The sequence below is a fragment of the Wenyingzhuangia sp. genome (genome assembly GCF_039768515.1).
GTDB lineage: Bacteria > Bacteroidota > Bacteroidia > Flavobacteriales > Flavobacteriaceae > Wenyingzhuangia.
Window position 1 is genome coordinate 1 of record NZ_JBDNAI010000089.1, and the last position, 18,388, is coordinate 18,388.

General features: G+C 33.8%; 14 protein-coding genes. 3 read left to right on the plus strand and 11 right to left on the minus strand.

Translation table 11 applies throughout. The annotated features are described in order from the left end of the window. On the minus strand, window positions 1–2,736 hold a 2,736-nt coding region (locus ABF281_RS06005; protein ID WP_347180778.1), incomplete at its 3' end, for a tetratricopeptide repeat protein. Window positions 2,737–2,963: 227 nt separating this feature from the next. Here ABF281_RS06005 and ABF281_RS06010 point away from each other — a divergent pair. Beyond that, window positions 2,964–3,641, plus strand: a complete 678-nt coding sequence (locus ABF281_RS06010; RefSeq protein WP_347180779.1) for an ATP-binding cassette domain-containing protein — start codon at window positions 2,964–2,966, stop codon at window positions 3,639–3,641. A 10-nt stretch (window positions 3,642–3,651) separates the two neighbouring features. Here the strand turns inward: ABF281_RS06010 and ABF281_RS06015 are convergent, their stop codons facing one another. From ABF281_RS06015 to clpP, 6 genes are all read right to left on the minus strand, one after another. After that, window positions 3,652–4,560, minus strand: coding sequence for a glycosyltransferase family 2 protein (locus ABF281_RS06015; RefSeq protein ID WP_347180780.1), 909 nt, complete (start codon window positions 4,558–4,560; stop codon window positions 3,652–3,654). Window positions 4,561–4,575: 15 nt separating this feature from the next. Then, window positions 4,576–5,862, minus strand: a complete 1,287-nt coding sequence (locus ABF281_RS06020) for a polysaccharide deacetylase family protein (RefSeq protein WP_347180781.1) — start codon at window positions 5,860–5,862, stop codon at window positions 4,576–4,578. Beyond that, window positions 5,859–6,959: a glycosyltransferase gene (locus ABF281_RS06025; protein ID WP_347180782.1), complete on the minus strand. Its 1,101-nt coding sequence runs from the start codon at window positions 6,957–6,959 to the stop codon at window positions 5,859–5,861. Before ABF281_RS06025 ends, ABF281_RS06020 begins: the two co-directional genes overlap by 4 nt. Before the next feature lie 96 nt (window positions 6,960–7,055). Continuing rightward, the gene (dnaG, locus tag ABF281_RS06030) at window positions 7,056–9,131 is read right to left on the minus strand and encodes a DNA primase (protein ID WP_347180783.1); all 2,076 of its coding nucleotides are present in this window, start codon (window positions 9,129–9,131) and stop codon (window positions 7,056–7,058) included. A gap of 114 nt (window positions 9,132–9,245) precedes the next feature. Further along, entirely contained in the window at window positions 9,246–10,478 is a 1,233-nt protein-coding gene (gene clpX / locus ABF281_RS06035) for an ATP-dependent Clp protease ATP-binding subunit ClpX (RefSeq protein WP_347180784.1), read from the minus strand. A gap of 37 nt (window positions 10,479–10,515) precedes the next feature. Beyond that, window positions 10,516–11,178, minus strand: a complete 663-nt coding sequence (gene clpP / locus ABF281_RS06040) for an ATP-dependent Clp endopeptidase proteolytic subunit ClpP (protein ID WP_347180785.1) — start codon at window positions 11,176–11,178, stop codon at window positions 10,516–10,518. A gap of 141 nt (window positions 11,179–11,319) precedes the next feature. On the opposite strand from clpP, the gene ABF281_RS06045 reads away from it, so the two are divergent. Both ABF281_RS06045 and ABF281_RS06050 read left to right on the plus strand, forming a co-directional pair. Further along, entirely contained in the window at window positions 11,320–11,976 is a 657-nt protein-coding gene (locus ABF281_RS06045; protein ID WP_347180786.1) for a hypothetical protein, read from the plus strand. Window positions 11,977–12,042: 66 nt separating this feature from the next. Next, on the plus strand, window positions 12,043–13,380 hold the full coding sequence (locus tag ABF281_RS06050) for a DEAD/DEAH box helicase (RefSeq protein WP_347180787.1): 1,338 nt from the start codon (window positions 12,043–12,045) through the stop codon (window positions 13,378–13,380). Window positions 13,381–13,396: 16 nt separating this feature from the next. Here the strand turns inward: ABF281_RS06050 and ABF281_RS06055 are convergent, their stop codons facing one another. The 4 genes from ABF281_RS06055 to dinB all read right to left on the minus strand — a co-directional run bounded on the left by ABF281_RS06055 (window position 13,397) and on the right by dinB (window position 18,373). Further along, the gene (locus ABF281_RS06055) at window positions 13,397–13,846 is read right to left on the minus strand and encodes a 3-oxoacyl-ACP synthase (RefSeq protein WP_347180788.1); all 450 of its coding nucleotides are present in this window, start codon (window positions 13,844–13,846) and stop codon (window positions 13,397–13,399) included. Between the two features lie 42 nt (window positions 13,847–13,888). After that, window positions 13,889–15,526 (minus strand): DUF1501 domain-containing protein, encoded by a 1,638-nt coding sequence (locus ABF281_RS06060; RefSeq protein WP_347180789.1) that lies wholly within the window; start codon window positions 15,524–15,526, stop codon window positions 13,889–13,891. Window positions 15,527–15,535: 9 nt separating this feature from the next. Then, on the minus strand, window positions 15,536–17,188 hold the full coding sequence (locus tag ABF281_RS06065; protein WP_347180790.1) for a DUF1800 family protein: 1,653 nt from the start codon (window positions 17,186–17,188) through the stop codon (window positions 15,536–15,538). A 93-nt stretch (window positions 17,189–17,281) separates the two neighbouring features. After that, entirely contained in the window at window positions 17,282–18,373 is a 1,092-nt protein-coding gene (dinB, locus tag ABF281_RS06070) for a DNA polymerase IV (protein ID WP_347180791.1), read from the minus strand. Window positions 18,374–18,388: the final 15 nt, after the last annotated feature.

Sequence of the window (18,388 nt, forward strand, 5' to 3'; positions counted from 1 at the left end):
TAACCAAAATGCTTTGTAATAGTTAGCTTCTGCTTTTACCTTTCTATCACCAATAATTTCCAATTGATTGTAATATTGCTTAGCTATTGAATCCTGATTTATAATTACCGCACCTCTAGCTCCATATACGTAAGCATCCAGGACCGCATCTGCTTTGCTGTTTCTGTTACGAATTACCTTATCTGTATAGTGCAACACTTGTGTAAAATTTTCTTTTTGAAAATAATATTTCATCAGGTTACTCTGTGCATATACTTTACTTTGTGTATTTGAGGTTTCTTTTTCTATTCTTGAAAGTAATTTGCTGGCCGCTTCCCATTGTTCATTTTCTAAGTATAATTGAGACAATTTGTTTAATGCCTCCTCAGTATATTCATTGGTGTTGATCTCTAAAACTTTCTTGTATTCTGGTAACGCTCTTTTTTTTGCACCGGTATTAAAATAAGCTTGTGCTAGGCAAAAGTGAGCTGCTAGTGCGTGGTTCCCTTTAGGAAAATTAATGAGATACTTTTTGAAACTTGAAATAGCTCCTTTGAGATCATTGTTAAAATATTTATGTTCCGCAACTTCGTACATTGAATTGTCAATGTCTGCATCTGTAATATTCATAAACTCTAATTGAGTAGCCCACTTCGCATAAACATCAACCTGCCCCAACTCTTTATAAACTTGTTCGGCCATGTTGACGGCCTGTACCGCCTCAGAGGTGCCAGGATAGTCAGCAACTATTCTTTTTAACACGTTTATAGACCCTTTATAATTGTTCGTGTTAAACAAAATAATTCCTGTTTTCAACTTTGCCTTTGCTACCAACGGACTTTTTGGATACATAAAAATCAAATCATCATAGGCGGCTAATGCATCCGTATTCTGACCCTTGTTTGCAAATATATTACCCAAAGCAAAATAAGACTTATCTAAATAGGCCGATATTTTGAATTGATTTTGTATTTTTTGGAGCGTTTTAATTTTCTGATCATTTTTTCCTAAAAACCCATAGGATAAAGCTTTTTGATACAAAGCATAATCTACCTGACCTTTATTTTCTTTTATTATTTTATTGTAGAATGACAAAGCACTCCAATACGTCTTATTTACAAAATGGCAATCTGCAATTCGCAATACAGCACTTCTTTTTTTCGCATCATCATTTGCTAAAGTTAGGTAATTGATAAAGTAGGTTATGGCGTCTTTATAGTTTTTTTGTTGAAATAAACTATAGGCTAAACCATAAAATCCATCGGCATACTCTGTTAAATGTTTTGAGTTTTCACTATTTAAAAAATCTCTGTAATGATAGGTCGCAGCTTTAAAGTCATAAAGTTCTGCCAATGTTTCTGCCTTCCAAAACAAAGCTTTCGCTTTGATCTTGGGATCATCATACATGCTTACTGTTTGGTCAAAAAAAGTCAAAGCAAGTTTGTGTTTTTTTTCAGTAAACAATTCAAAACCTCTCAATAATAACAACTGTTGATATTGTTCGTCCTTTAATAACTTTTGAGTTTCATAATAATCAATTGCGCCTTGATAATCTTTAAATTGTAAGTAAGCATTCACAATTAAACTTTCTACAAAGTTGGTCTCAGATGCATCTGGATATGCATCTACAAAATCTTGCAACACATCTGAACTGCTTTTATAAGGATTCCCTATGTCATAACTTAATTTAGCATAATTTAAAAAAGCATCCTTTTGTATTTCAGAATCAAAACTCATTTCTGATGCGTTTTTAAAGGCATTTAAAGCTTGTGCCTTTTGATTTAATTTCAAATAACAATGACCCAAATGGTAATGTGCATTTTGAGAAATAGCACTTTTTTCATCAATAATTTGGTTGAACTTTTTAATGGCAGCTGAATATTCTTCTAACTGACTATGTGCGTATCCTAAAAAATAATGATCTGATCCTGTGAATCTTCCATACTTCCCTTTATAATTGCTCAAATATAAAACAGCTTGTTTATAGTTGTGAATATGAAAATAACTCTCTCCTATGATTTTGGATATTTCGGATTTTTCTGAGACCCTTTTGAGTTTAGGAAAATAAATTTTCCCTAGTTCAATTACTTTTTGATAGTCGTTTTTTGAATATAAAATGACCAACTTTTGATACATTATCTCTCTGTAATACTTAGGATCTTCCTCAACAAAACCAAAATGAAACAAAGCAGCATCATAATCTTGGCGCTCCATGGCAATACTACCTAAATAGTAGTTCGCTTGCTTTTGATAGGCCCCGCTTTTAGAGATTGGAATTAAATATTGCTTAGCTTTTGTGTAATTTTTCTGCGTAAAGTTGGCAAAAGCCAACTTGTAATTGTAATTGTTTTCTTGCGATCGAGTTAGGAGTTTAACATCTAACTTATGAAAAAAACCTAAAGCCTTCTTGTACTGATTACGATTAAAGTAATAGTTAGACAGCGCTAGAGTCAAGATCGTTTTTTGACTTGTAAATGGATTTAACTCTAAATAATTTTCTGTTTGACTCCCTGCTTTCTGTTCATTTAAAGCCAAGTTGGTCAATAACTGATAAACCATAATAGTAGATTTATTAAAATCATCAACTATTGATTTGTGAAAGTATTTTTTGGCTAAGCCATACTCCTCATTGTCAAAAGCGTGTACCCCTTTGTTATACCACTTCAACGAAGGGGTTTCTTTATAACTACTCTGAGCCATTGACATCTCTGAAATCAAAAGTATTACAGCTAATAAGCTTACAAGTCTTTTATTCATGGATTCTTCCTATTTATTCAAATACTAAAATTAAATAATCTCTCTGTTAATTTACCTATTAACTATGTTTTTTATTCTAAAAGAAAGTCTAGCCACAAGATCAATTGAAAAAGCAACTCAAATACAAAAGCTACTCCAAAATCAATATGGGAATTCTTAGAAAGCATCTTATCATTAATTTTAAAATTCATCTATTTTTAGATATGTTTGTATAAAACAAACCCTCTATGTCTCAACCTGTTTTATATTTAAAAAATGCTAATGTTTTTCAAGACAATGTTTTAATTTTAAAAAACTTAAACTTTGAAATTAAGAAAGGAGAATTCTTTTATTTGATTGGGAAAACAGGAAGTGGGAAAAGTAGCTTGTTAAAAATACTTTACGGCGATTTGCCTCTGACAGATGGTGTAGGTGAAGTTGCTGAATACGATTTACCCAGGCTAAAAGAAAAACAAATCCCATTTTTAAGGCGTAAAATTGGAATCGTATTTCAGGATTTTAAACTGCTTAACGATAGAAGCATCAATGACAACTTATTGTTTGTCCTAAAAGCTACAGGCTGGAAAGACAAAGAAAAAATGAATCGCAAAATAAATGAAGTGCTAACAAAAGTTGGCTTGCAAGAAAAAGGATACAAAATGCCTTTTCAACTATCTGGTGGAGAACAACAACGAATTGCGATTGCCAGAGCGTTACTCAATGATCCCGAATTGATTATTGCCGATGAACCAACTGGAAACCTAGACCCTAAAACTTCAATGGAGGTAATGGGACTCTTGAATCAAATCCACCAAGAAGGAAAAACCATCCTAATGGCTACTCATGACTATTCTTTGATTTTAAAATATCCTCAACGCACTTTTAAAGTAGAAAACGGAGAGGTCTTCGAAGTAGTACACCAATAACAAACTATCTTCAAGAGAGCTTGAAACGATTTTTTTCTTGCTCTAAAAGCACTCCTAACTTATAAAAATCATAGGAATTTAAACTTTTTATATCTCCACTTATCAATCCTTTCTTAAGCGTTAATTTCACAACCTTAAATAAAATAAGGACTCCAAAAGTTAAACTTAATGTTTTTAGGATCTTTGCCAATCTTAAGAGCTTGATGCTTTGCGAAAATTCTTTCTGATATTTTTGTGTTTGGTGGATGTAAAACAAATTCTGAATGGCTTTTTCTGTTTTACAAATGAACGCTTCATTACTGGTGTGGTCTGCGTGTAAGACGGGGTTTTGAATATGGATGATTGCTTTATTAGTCTTTTTTAACTCAAAACCCATCAACGTATCTTCATGACCATAATCTGTGAGTTGCTCATCAAAAGGCAAGTGAATTAATCCTTCTTTCTTGATTACAAAATTACTAGTCATAAATGAGTTGTAGGGAGATTGAGTCCTTTTTTCAACTGATCTACACTCCCTTTTAATTCCATATCTCCATCTCAATTGGTGTGTTTTTAAAGGAACAGTATCGCTATATAATAACCCACCACAAATCACATCAAAAGATTTTGCTCTGATGACATTTATGTAATTTTCAACAAAATCTTCGCCTACAATGACTACATCTCCATCTAAAAAAAGCAAGTTATCATGTTTGGCGTGCTCAACAAATAAATTCCTAATCTTGGATCTCCCTACGTTTTCTTGAAGCGCTATGTAGGTGTGATCTTTTAAAAGATTTTGATTCTCAAAAACGTCTTCTGAACCATCATCAATCACTATGATTTCAATATTTAAACTCAGTGATCTAATCTGATTAGTGAGTTCATTTATCAAATTAGAAATTTCTTGATTGTAAATGGGTATGCAAATTGAAATCATATGCTACAACTCTAATTATTTCATCAAAGTTAACATATCCTTATATACCTTTTGCCATCCCATCCAAATTGTTTTTTCTGATAAGGACGAATTGTGCCATAATGAAACAAACAACCCATCTACATTTCTAACTTGATCAATCAATGCTCTTAGTTGCTGTGAAGCCTGTGTTGGAGTCAGACTCAAATACTGATTCAACGTTCCATCCATGACCTGAAATGGGACAATCCACAAAGGTCTTTGTGCTTCTTTTTCTATATTGTAAAATGGATATACATTGCAAATTCCTGCTCTAAAACCTACTTGCGAAGCGAATCCCATAGTGTAGTCTTTGGTTATTTTTTGGCCAATCAAGTTTTCATAAGTAAACGGAAAACTCATTTTTAAAAAATGCTGTCTACTACTAGTAATTTCTTTTCCTAAAATCTTTGTCAATCTATTTATTTCTTTAGCTACCAACGCTGGTTTTTGATTGGATTGATAGGAAGGATGAATTCCAATTTCGTGTTGTTTGCTTAATTTTAGGATTATCTCTTTTAAACCTTTTCTTTTGAAGTGAATATTAGGATCATATTTTGCTTTGTTACCCAAAAGAAAAAAATATTTAGTTTTAATTTTTTTTGAAGCATTTTCAATAAAATCGTAGGTGTCAAATGGATCCTTTTTTGACTTTAGATAAGATATTCTTTCTACTATTTCTTCTTTATTCTTATTAATTATTGAATTTGCAAACCCTCCTAAAAATCGAACCAAACCTTTTGATTTGTAGGCGTAAGCAATATCAATGTCCAGCGTATTTAAATAACTTGTTTTTTTCTTTGGAAAACACAATTCTGGAAACAATTTTACCATTTGATGCTGTAACTCTAAGCTCCATAAGTTCACCACAGGTTGTTTTAAAAAACCTTGTTTAAAAGCCAGACTATCTTCCGCTTTAAATCTTCCATGTATATCAGATGTAAAAGGCAGGTATTCTTCATACCTACTGACCATATAAAAAGTAGAGGCAAAAACATCATATAAAAATTCTCCCCCCGTTCTAAAAAAATAAGGAATTTCACTCTGCCACGAAACTTGAATATCTTGACTCCTTATTCCATTTTCAAACAATAGAGTTGAAGGTGTAATTTGAAGTGTTTTATCGAGATTTTTCTTTGAATAATTTATTCTTACCAAAGTAGAGGCTTCAAATTCCTGTAGTTTATTTGTACACCTATAATCTACTCCTAAAACATATTTAAATATGACATCTAGGGTGTAAATAAGTCTATTAGAAATGGTATCCGAATAAATTATAATCATAGAAACTTGCTATAAACTTGCTTAATAACTTCTGATTCTTTCTCCCAATTTAACTGTTTTTTAGCTAAAACTAAACGCTCATGATAATCCTGATTATTCCTTATTATTTTGTGTAATTGTTGGGCAATCTTTTCTGGGGTTCTTTTTTGAACAACCTCTCCGATTTTATAAAACATAACTATTTGGCTCATTTCTGGCAAACTCGAAACTAAGCAAGGAATTTTAGCATGAACATAATCAAACAATTTGTTGGGCAATGCATACCTATAATTCATTCCTAAATCTTCCTCTAAAGATATTCCTACGTCAAACAAAGGTGTTGTGCTCTTTAGCTCTACAGGAGAAATTCTTCCATATAAAAGTACCTTATCTGATAAGTTTTCTTTCTGTATTTTTAAATAAATCTCATCATATTGGTCTCCATTTCCAAAAACGCATAATACTGTATTCTCCATCCTAGCAACAGCATCTATCATTAAATCAACACCTCTTCCTAAATTAACAGCTCCTTGATAAACAACTGCCTGTTTATCTTTAATAAAATCAACAATTTCTTTAGAAACCTCTTGAGTTATTTCTTTGTCATTAGGAACGTTTCTTACTACATGTAAAGACACTCCATATTTCTCTTTATAATAAGTAGCTATGGAAAAACAAACCGTAAACACATCTTTTAACTTAGGAAAAATAAACTGCTCTATGGTCAACCAAATTTTTTGAGTTTTTGGTCTATGTATCAATTCTGGAACTTCTGTAAACAGTTCGTGGCTATCATAGACTATAGGTTTCCTGCATAGTTTAGCAGCCAAGAAATTTGGTAGCAATGTATCTAGATCATTAGAGAGCAAGACTTCTTTTTTGGCAAAAAGTAAAATGCAAAAAAGTCTAATATTGTATTCTGCATAAAACAGGACCCCTTTATTAAATAGTAGCTTAATTCTTGTGGTTTTGTAGGGTCTTGTAATTGGTGAACTATTTTTTAATTCTCTACCAATCAAATGAATCTTAAAACCCATGGATTGGAGTGTGCTACAAACTTTATGTACACGTTGGTCAATAACCAAATCATTGGTAACAGAAACTACAATTGTTTTCAATCAGAATAATTTTTGTGGAAATATACTAAAATTAACAAAGGAAAAACTCTTTTAAAGCACTGAAATCATTTCGATAAGGGTTCTCTAATGGGTGTACTATAACACCCTGTATAGTTTATCAAACAATAGGCTTTTCAATTGGGTGTAATCCATAACGCCTTGTAATGCCTCAACACGCTTTTCTTCATCAGCTACTTCTTGCATTAATTCCTTTACTTTAAGCTCAATCAACACTCTCCTCAAATTCAAAATAGCATCTTGAACCAATTTCTGCAAAACATCTGTTTTTTGAGCGACCTCTATTTCTTTAGAAGCCCAATCACTCAACGTATAGCGTTCGTCGTCCATCAATATATTGGTCACTTCTCTCGAAATCTCACTATCTTCATGACTGGTCAAAACTGCTACTGCTAGTTTTTCTTCTTGATTAATTTGGTAACTAATCTCCTTATATATTTTTAAAAATAAAGGATTGGTAAATTCTATTTCATCGTCTTGTAATTGTAAATAGAGTTCATGAGCAACAGTATTCGTATACTCTTCTTTAACCATGACTACTTTTCCCTTTTTGTCGTGGTCCTCTACCCAGTCTACAAAGTTTACTTCATGATTACCGTACAACAATAGAATTTGAATAATTTCACGTTCGTAAACATCCAAAGTATTAATCCCCTTAATGGCTGAAACCTCTTTGGTGTTTTTATTCTGAGAAGCAAGCATAGCGCCCTCCTGTGCCATCATCATTTCCTGAAAAGCAACATCATCAGGCACCTCTTCTGACAAAGGATTTTTCTTTGCAGGACTAAATGATGAGGAAGCTACTCTCATTTTAGAAGACGCATTGGGTTTTCTATCGGCATCTCTAACTTGCTTACTCAGCATTTGAGCCAATTCGTTAAACAAAACTGTTTCTGAAATATCCATCAAACGAGAACATTCCTGGATATATACTTCTTGTTTGATACTATCTGGAATCTTAGAAATACTCAACACAATATCCCGAATCAATCCTGCTTTTTTGACAGGATCATTCTTAGCTTCTTTCATCAACAAGGACACCTTAAAACTGATGAAATCTTGTTGATGGCTTTGTAAATGCTCTTTTAACTCTTCTGTTGTTTTTTTTCTCGCAAAAGAATCCGGATCCTCTCCGTCAGGAAAGGTCACCACTTTTACGTTCATGCCCTGCTCCAAAATCAAATCAATCCCTCGAACAGATGCTCTTAATCCTGCGGCATCTCCGTCAAAAAGAACAGTCATATTAGGAGTTAACCTTTTGACCAAGCGAATTTGATCTGGCGTTAGCGCAGTTCCCGAGGAAGCCACTACATTTGTAACTCCATTTTGGTACATTGAGATCACATCTGTGTAACCTTCTACCAAATAACAATTGTCTTCTCTTGAGATGGTCTTTTTAGCTTGATAAATACCATATAATACCTTACTCTTATGATAAATATCACTCTCAGGAGAATTTAAATACTTTGCGGCTTTTTTATCATTGGTCAAAATTCTACCTCCAAATCCCAATACTCGACCACTCATACTATGAATAGGAAACATCACACGGCCTTTGAAACGGTCAAATTGTTTTCCTCTTTCTTTTACAATGGTCAACCCTGTGCTTTCTAAGTATTGAAGATCATAACCACTTTTTAAGGCAGAATCGGTAAAAGCGGTCCAATCATCCAAACAATACCCCAACTGAAAGACGTTTATCATTTCATCTGTAAAGCCACGTTCTTTGAAATAACTGAGTCCTATTGCTTTACCCTGTTGGGTGTTGAGCATTGTTTTTTGAAAATAGTCTTGAGCGTATTTAGACACCAAATACATACTTTCACGTTCGTCTGCAGCTTCTTTCTGCTCGTTAGACTGCTCAGTTTCTTCGATAACAATATTATATTTATCTGCTAAATATCGTATTGCTTCCGGATAGGAATAGTGTTCATGTTCCATTAAAAAAGATATAGCATTCCCTCCTTTTCCGGTACTAAAATCCTTCCAAATTCCTTTTACTGGAGACACCATAAAAGAAGGAGTCTTTTCGTCAACAAACGGAGACAGTCCCTTAAAACTACTTCCCGATTTTTTCAACGTAACAAACTCTCCTATGACCTCTTCAACTCTAGCAGTTTCAAAGACACGATCTATGGTTTCTCTTGAAATCAATTTATTTTCATTTTAATACAAATATAAAAATCTATAATACAAAAAAACACATAACCTTTAGGCAATGTGTTTTTTACACTGTATTTAAAATTTAAATTATTTGCTTTTTGAATATTAGGAGGCTCTTTTTAATTGCCTTAACATTGTATTATTCAATTTGCTTTCTGCATATTCTTTTGTGACTTCAAAAGACGTTTGATCTGTACTCGGCATCTCAAACATGGCATCAGTAAAAATAGCCTCACACAAAGACCTTAATCCTCTTGCGCCTAACTTGTACTCTATAGCTTTTTCTACAATATAATCTAATGCTTCCTCTAGTATTTCAAACTGAACTCCATCCATTTGGAACAATTTTGCGTACTGCTTAATTAGCGAATTTTTTGGTTCTGTCAAAATAGCTCGCAATGCTTTCGCATCTAATGGATTCATATAACTTAAAACAGGTAACCTACCAATTATTTCAGGAATCAATCCAAATGTTTTTAAATCTGTTGGAATGATATATTGTAATAAATTTTTATCATCTACTTTATCTTCACTTAGAGAAGCTCCAAAACCAACTGCTTGTCTATTCAAACGTTTGCTGATATTACGTTCTATCCCTGCAAAAGCTCCTCCAGCGATAAATAAAATATCTTTGGTATTGACCTCTATAAATTTTTGATCTGGGTGCTTTCTACCTCCTTTGGGAGCAACATTTACTACTGTTCCCTCTAGTAATTTAAGCAAAGCCTGTTGTACTCCTTCACCTGAGACATCACGAGTAATTGATGGATTGTCTCCTTTACGAGCTATCTTGTCAATCTCATCAATAAATACGATTCCTCTTTCAGCACTTTCAACATCATAATCTGCGGCTTGTAACAAACGACTTAAAATACTTTCTACATCTTCTCCAACATATCCAGCTTGAGTCAACACTGTTGCATCTACAATAGAAAAAGGTACATTTAACATCTTTGCAATGGTCTTTGCTATTAATGTTTTTCCGGTTCCTGTATCACCTACCAAAACCATGTTACTTTTTTCTATTTCAATTTCTTCCTCTAGTGTGTTTGGCTGAGTTAATCTTTTGTAGTGATTATAGACAGCTACAGCCATGATCTTTTTAGTTTGATCTTGACCAATGATGTACTGATCTAGGAATGCTTTTATTTCTGTTGGCTTTTTTACGACCAAATCAGCGTTTTTATTCGCTGTTTCTTCTTTTATCTCTTCTGATAAAATCCCATAAGCTTGAGAGACACAGCTATCACATATGTGTGCATCAACTCCTGCTATCAACAAGTTCGTTTCTTCTTTCTTTGAACCACAAAACGAACATTCCAATCCTTCTTTTGACATCTTGTATCTTTTTTAACTCAAGTAACTTGATTTCTTCTTATTTACTTCTTGTAAGAATTTCATCTACCATACCATAAGCTTTTGCTTCTTCTGCTTTCATCCAGTAATCTCTATCAGAATCCTGAGAGACTTTATCAAAAGGTTGTCCTGAATGATTAGATATGATGGTGTATAGTTCTTCTTTCAATTTATTTATTTCTCTAACCGTAATCTCCATGTCTGTGGCTTGCCCTTGCGCACCTCCTAATGGCTGATGAATCATCACACGAGAATGAGGCAAAGCAGAACGTTTTCCTTCTGCCCCCGCACACATCAAAACGGCTCCCATACTAGCAGCCATACCTGTACAAATTGTTGCTACATCAGGCTTGATGAACTGCATAGTATCATAGATCCCCAACCCCGCATACACACCTCCTCCTGGAGAGTTGATGTAAATAGAAATATCTTTGGTTGCATCTACAGACTCTAAAAACAACAACTGGGCTTGAATAATATTTGCTACTTGGTCATTAATTCCTGTTCCTAAAAAAATAATTCTATCCATCATCAATCGAGAGAAAACATCCATTTGCGTGATGTTTAACTGTCGTTCTTCCATGATATAAGGAGTTACTGAACTAACTATTTTATCATAATGGGTACTGCTAATACCGTGATGCTTCGTCGCATATCTTTCAAATTCTTTTCCGAAATCCATATATTCTTTTCTTAAGGTTACAAAGGTAAATATACTAAAGTAAAGTTTAATCAAATACCCATAAAAATACATGTCTTTTTTTATTGAAGTTTTATAAGTACCTTAGTTATATACTTGAAAAAGAACGAAATTATAAAAATCATGAAATGGATCACTACTTTTTTATTTCTATCTGTGTTTTACACAACTTTCGCCATAGAAATAAATACCGATAAATTAAACCTACCAAGCCAAAAGAGTACTCGTATCGCTAACAGTAAAAAATTGGAGAATCCTTTTGAAGAAAAACAAAGCATCTCTAATCAATTTGAATATTTACATAAAAAATCATCAATATTCAAAAAATACAGATTGGTCAATATATCTTTATATCATGCTCTAAAAAAGAGTGTTTTAGACACGTTAGCCAACAAAGAAAACAGGATTAGAGAAAAAAATATGACTATTGACCATAACATGCTGCGAATAAATTTATTAGAGCAAAAATTAAGCGATACTCAAAATCTGTTAGAAGACTCAAAAAAACAAAACGGAAAGAGACTTCTATTTGGTTTTCAAACAACCAAAAACATTTTTTCACTCATCATAACCACAACCTTTATTGTCTTATTTGTTCTTCTAATTTTCTTCATTTTAAAACACCAACAGAACCTTAGTGTTACAAAAAAATCTGTTGATGATTTATTTCTTTTGGAGTTAGAATTTGAAAAACACAAGAAATCTTCTTTCAAACGATTTCAAGAAGTGAATCGAAAATTACAAGATGAATTAAACAAAAAATGGAAAACAGAAAAATAACTGCTTATTTATAAACGAATTCCTTAGTCTTGTTTGCCTATCTTTGCCTCTAGAAATATAGGAATTATGTCTTTTGAAAATTTAAACCTCAACAACCAACTCCGAAATGCAATTAGCGATTTAGGATACACTGAACCTACCAAAATACAAAAAGACGCTTTCTCTTGTATTATGTCTGGTAGAGATGTTGTTGGGATTGCACAAACAGGAACAGGAAAAACTTTTGCGTACCTAATGCCTATTTTACGCATGTTGCCCTTTTCAGAACAAAAACACCCCAGGGTATTGATTGTCGTTCCAACCCGTGAATTGGTGGTACAAGTTTTAGAGGCTTTAGACAAACTGACAACCTACCTTAACGTTCGATACGGTGGGATTTATGGAGGTGCAAACATCAACAAACAAAAAGAAATGATCCATGAGGGACTAGATATCTTGGTCTCTACGCCCAGACGCGTCATAGATTTAGGAATGACTGGAGCGCTAAAACTTAAGTTTATCCAGAAACTAGTTATCGATGAAGTTGATGAAATTTTTAACCTTGGTTTTAGATTACAACTGATAGATATTATCGATTTGGTACCTAAAAAGAAACAAGCAATTCTGTTTTCTGCGACCATGACCAATGAAGTGGAATCGCTGATTCAAGAATTTTTTCAAAACCCAATTTATGTAGAGGCCGCTGCTTCTGGAACTCGACTAGAAAACATCGAGCAAATGGCTTTTGAAGTTCCTAACTTTTATACTAAAATTAACTTATTAAACCATTTGTTACAGGATGATGATGACATGTCTCGCGTACTGGTTTTCATCAAACATAAATATTTAGCAGATTTAGTTTTTAACGAAATTAACGGAATGGCAGCGTATGCCGAAGAAACTTTTGCGCTGATTCACTCAAACAAAACCCAAAATTATCGATTACGCTCTGTTGAAAATTTTAAAGCAGGTAACCATCGGGTATTGATCACAACAGACGTGCTTTCAAGAGGGATGGATATTCCAGGAATTACTCACGTCATCAACTTTGATTTGCCAAAAGAGGCTGAAGCTTACATGCACCGTATTGGAAGAACCGGCCGTGCAGAAAATGAAGGTTTTGCTATTTCTTTTATTACGGAAAAGAATACTGAAATATTAGAAGAAATCGAAACCTTGATGAATTACGAGATTCCTAAATACGAACTACCGGAAGAAATTTTTATTGAGAGTAAATTACTGGAAGAGGAAGTTGAAGTTGAAAACATTACCCCTTATCAAAAATTAGGATCCAAAGAGTTTGCACCTGGACCCGCTTTTCATGAAAAATCTGAAAAAAATCAAAAAACAAATCAGGGAGGAAGTTATCGAAGAAACCTTGCGAAAAAATATAAAAAACCTCAACGAAGAAGACCCAAAAAATAACTAAGGAGCGCTGTGTCTAAAATACTTGTTCTATCTGAATATTTTTCTGGTTAAAAAGAAAAGAATCCTCGTTTTGTTTTCCTAACAACAACCGACCTATAGGTGAATGAATAGAGATGACCATTATAGTTTCTTCCTTTATTTTTATCTTTCCCAAACTCGTTCCTAAAAAATAAAAAACACCGTTAGCACAAACAAGACTCCCTAATTGAATTTTAGTTTTAAGGGAAATATCTATTTTTAATAGCGTATCTTTTTGAGCCAAGACCTCCTGATATTGTTGGCCTAGTTTTTCCATCTCTAACTGCAACATAGCTCTACCTGTTTCATGCTTATCTCCTGCAGAACTTTTGGTTTCAGTAACCAAGTCTAATTGATAACTTCTAATTCCTTGTTGAATGCTTTCTAACTTTTCATCAATCACTTGATTACACTTTCTCAACAAGAACTCCTTCAACTCATTCATCTATTGATCTTATCATAATGAATCCAACACTTAAAATGACTTTTATTTTTTAAAGATTTTTTGCTTGTGAAACGGTTGATTTTTTTCATCGAACATCACCAAAATATATACTCCAGAAATCAGATGACTTATCTCTATTGGAACAACATTCAATCTCGGTACAAAATCTTGTCTCATGTTAAAAACAGAACTGCCAGCCATACTTTTTAGTTCAATTCTCCCTCTAAAATACCTATTGCTAATATAATTAATATTAAAACTACTAGATACGGGATTCTCAGACAATGTCACGATCTTGTCTTTCAAGATAGTTTCTAAAGACAAACTTGTGTCTGCTTTTTGGTTCGCATCTATTAAATTTAGCTTCGAGGCACTAAAATCTTCAAACTCAGTCTCTACTATAGAAGCATTTGTCGCCCCTAAAAAGTCGCTAATAATACTCGTAAAGACTTGCCTGTAATCATGCTGCATCAATTCATTATCGTAAAGTTCTGTCACCTTGGTTAAATCAACATGATCTCCAGAAACTCCACCTTGAACATGTTTACCAACAACAAACATTGGCCCTAAATTTCCATGATCTGTCCCTAAATTTCCATTCTCTACAGGTTTTCTTCCAAACTCAGTAAATGTTGCAGAAACCACCTGGTCTTCAATTCCTAACATTTTTAAATCATCTTGAAAATATTTTAGAGCATCTCCAACATCCTTCAATAAATCTGCATGCTTCCCTATGTGTGATTCTGACTCACTTTGGACCTGATTGCCGTGGGTATCAAATCCATTATAAGAAACTAAGAAAACCTTTGTTTTAGACCCCCCTCTTATTAGAGTTGCCACCGTTTTTAACTGATCTGCCAGTTTATTGTTTGAAGGATAATTGATCGTACTCCCTGCATTTCGCTTTGACAAACCTATATCAAAGACCTCACTAATCCGTTTAGAATATGTGCTTATTCCTCTCTCAATATTAGAAATATGAGCCAGAGCACTTCCATAGTCTGAAACCGGAATTTCTGGAGAAGGATTTCCTATGTTTGATACGATACTATAATAACCCGAAACATCTTGTCCCGATAAATTTAAATCCACTTTGTGCTCATGACTTGATTGAAACCCTAGGGAAGGCTTGTTACTCCCTAGTTGAATTCCTAAAGGATCTAAATATTTTTCATGATCATAAGCCGAATATAGAAATCTTGCCATCCACCCGTCTGGTTTTCCCGAGTTTTCTATTGTTCCGTCACCTCCTTGAAACATAATCGCCCTTGAGGCAAAATGAGATCTATTCAACTGTGGATACCCTACTGCATGTAAGATATTTAATTTTCCTTCATCGTATAATGATTTCAGACCCGTTAGTGAAGGATGAAGATAAGCTTGTTGAGATGATGCCAATGTATCATCCAGAGGAATACCTCCATGAAGCCCAGTTTCTTTGATTCTAATTGTGGGTCTCAATCTCGCATAATCATCATATTGAGCGATAGGAATCAAGGTGTTTAATCCATCATTACCCCCTCTTAGCTGAACCAAAACTAAAGCTCTATCTCCTATTACAGATTGAGGTATTCTATTCAACAAATTGGTCTGTGAAAACGCGCTCAAACTGTGTCCATTTAACAGCATCGCACTTGTTGAACTCAGTGCAGACATTCGCAAAAATTTTCTCCTATCCATAACTCTAAATTAATTAGTCTGAAATTCTTGTGACCATATCAAGGCTTTGAATAGCGGTACCAAAGCAGCTTCTGTTCCAATATTATTACCCGTTGACCTATAATTACTCCACTCATTGGTCCACATGGAAGGAGTTAATGTACCATTGTCTAGTAGAATTTCGTTTGAAAAATACATTGTTCTTTCCTCACTAACGGGCTTAGAAAAAAACAACTCAATCAATTCAGTAATTAAAACGTCTACACTAAAAGGAACACTTACATTTTTCTCAACAAATGTTGTAACCTTAAAATCTACTTTGGTCGCGTTTTTATTCAACAATAGCGCTCCTAAATTATACCTCGAAATTATGGTTGCTGGATTGAACCAAAACTTATCGTAAAGTGGAGCTTCGTATATTGCTGGGAAACCTGCTACAGATGGGGGGTCAAATGGTTTCTGACCACTAAGCTCTAAAAAATCTCTCACCATCTCTCGTCTGTAAAAAAACAAATAATGGTTTTTAGATTCTTCAATTGCATCTGGCACAGGATAGTTCGTAATCGTAAGAGTTTGTAACATGAGTTCTAATGGAGACTTTATCATTCCGCCAATAATTTCGTCTCCACGAACATGATCATCTTCGTCATAAAAATGCTCGCTTTTTAACAACTGAATTATAATTTCTTCGAAACTATAATTGATTCTAAATGTATCAGATAAAGGAGCAATAATATCATTTTCTACTTCTTTTGTAATGTTAGCAGACACAAAGTACCTATACATTCTTCTGCATACATATTTTGCAGTAGCCTCTTGGTCAAAAATCATATCGAAAAACTCAACAAGCTCTGTCTTCATTCTTTCAATCTTTTGGCTTTCAGTCTTATTACTACTGTCATATGCAGAAATAACTCTGTTTCCAAATCTTTCAGAAAAAACTTTCTCTCCGAAGTCATGTCTATTTACTAAAGGATATCCTGTAGGAATTCCACCGTTATCTCCTCCATGATTTGTAACCCTATCCTTTCCAATTCTCCAACCTGTTAACAATCTTGCAGCTTGAACAATATCCTCTTCTGTATAATGGGTGTAATCCCCTACCCCTGTACTAGGGCCTTTACCAATGGTAAATAATTCTAAAACCTCTCTAGCATAATTTTCATTAGGATTTACAGCAGTGTTAAAACCATTATCTAGGTAGGATAACATTAAATTATTGATTGACACCTGGAACATTAAATCCTTGAAACTTCCCAAGGTATACATTTCTAAAAGCCTTAAATAATCATAAAAAAAACCTCTTTTACCTCGTAAACTTACGGTATCAATGGAAAGAAAGCTAAATAAAAAATAAGTCATCCTAGACCTAAGTGACTTGTCATTTTTAGCTTCATCAAGCCACCAAGCGTATGTTCCCTCAATCAATTTTTGAGTAGAAAAACTTGGGTCTACAACCCCTAAGATAGGGTCGTTTTCTATCCAAGGATTCCCTGTTTCATAATTAATAGGCTGACTTAGTTTTTTTACATTTGGTTCCAACAGCTTTGCCACAGCTTGATCTACTGTATAAGCACTAAATTCTTCTAATCTAGATTTTGTCACACAATAAGTTGCTCTTTTCAAGAGATGCTTGGCTCTGGTTTTACCCAAAACCGAGGTTAGAGGCGTAAGTGAACTCATAATTTATATTAAAAACCAGTGAAAGATAATGAATTTTAAATCAATGAGATAAGTTTCAGACACACCTAAATAAAAAATAACACCAAAAGTGATTCACAGCTCTAATTGTAACTGAATATACTGCTTAACTGTTCTTGGTTCTTCATTATTTAGATTACTTAGAGAAATTCCTAGTAACCTAACAGATTCTTTCATCGTATCTTGATACAAAAGTTCTTTTACAACTGTAATGATATCTGTTGCCAAATGGATGTAACTCCCCATTGTTTTACTTCTTGTTGTTTGAGTAAAATCACTGTATTTTATTTTAAGAGTAACCGTTCTTCCTTTTACACTATTTTTCAACAACCTAATCTCTAATTCCTTAGCTAAAACTTCTAACTTCTTGATCATAAACACCTCAGAGGTTAAGTTTTCTAAATAGGTATGTTCTGTTCCTACTGATTTTCTTGTTCGTGAAGCTTGAACAGGACTATTATGAATCCCTCTAACTATTTCATAATAATGTTTTGCAGCACTTTTAAAATGAATTTCTAGGAACTCTAAACTTTTTTGCTTTAAATCTAATCCAGTAAAAATACCTAGTTGATACATTTTTTGGGTCGTAACTTTACCCACGCCATAAAATTTTCTTATTTGTAAGGTTTCTAAAAATGGGATTACCTCTTCAGGAGTAATTGTTTTTTGTCCGTTGGGTTTGTTGATGTCAGAGGCTATCTTAGCTACAAACTTATTGGGAGCAACCCCCGCAGAGGCGTATAAACCCGTCCTCTTTAAAATTTCTTTTCTTATTTCTTCGGCAATTAAAGTCGCCGATTGCATTCCTTTTTTATTGACCGTAACATCTAAATACGCTTCGTCTAATGACAATGGCTCCACTAAATCTGTATATTCATAGAATATTTTTCTTACTTGATTGGATATTTCCTTGTAACGATCAAAGTCTGGTTTCACAAAAATTAAATCAGGACACATTTTTTTTGCTAGAGCGCTTGCCATTGCTGATTTGACTCCAAATTTTCTTGCCTCATAGCTGGCTGCAGCAATAACACCTCTCGCCTCACTACCTCCTACCGCAACAGCTTGCCCCCTAAGCTCAGGACAATCTAACTGAGCTACTGAAGCAAAAAAAGCATCCATGTCTACATGAATAATTTTACGAAGTACAATTTTAGCGAGTTCCAAGGGTTATTCACTTAA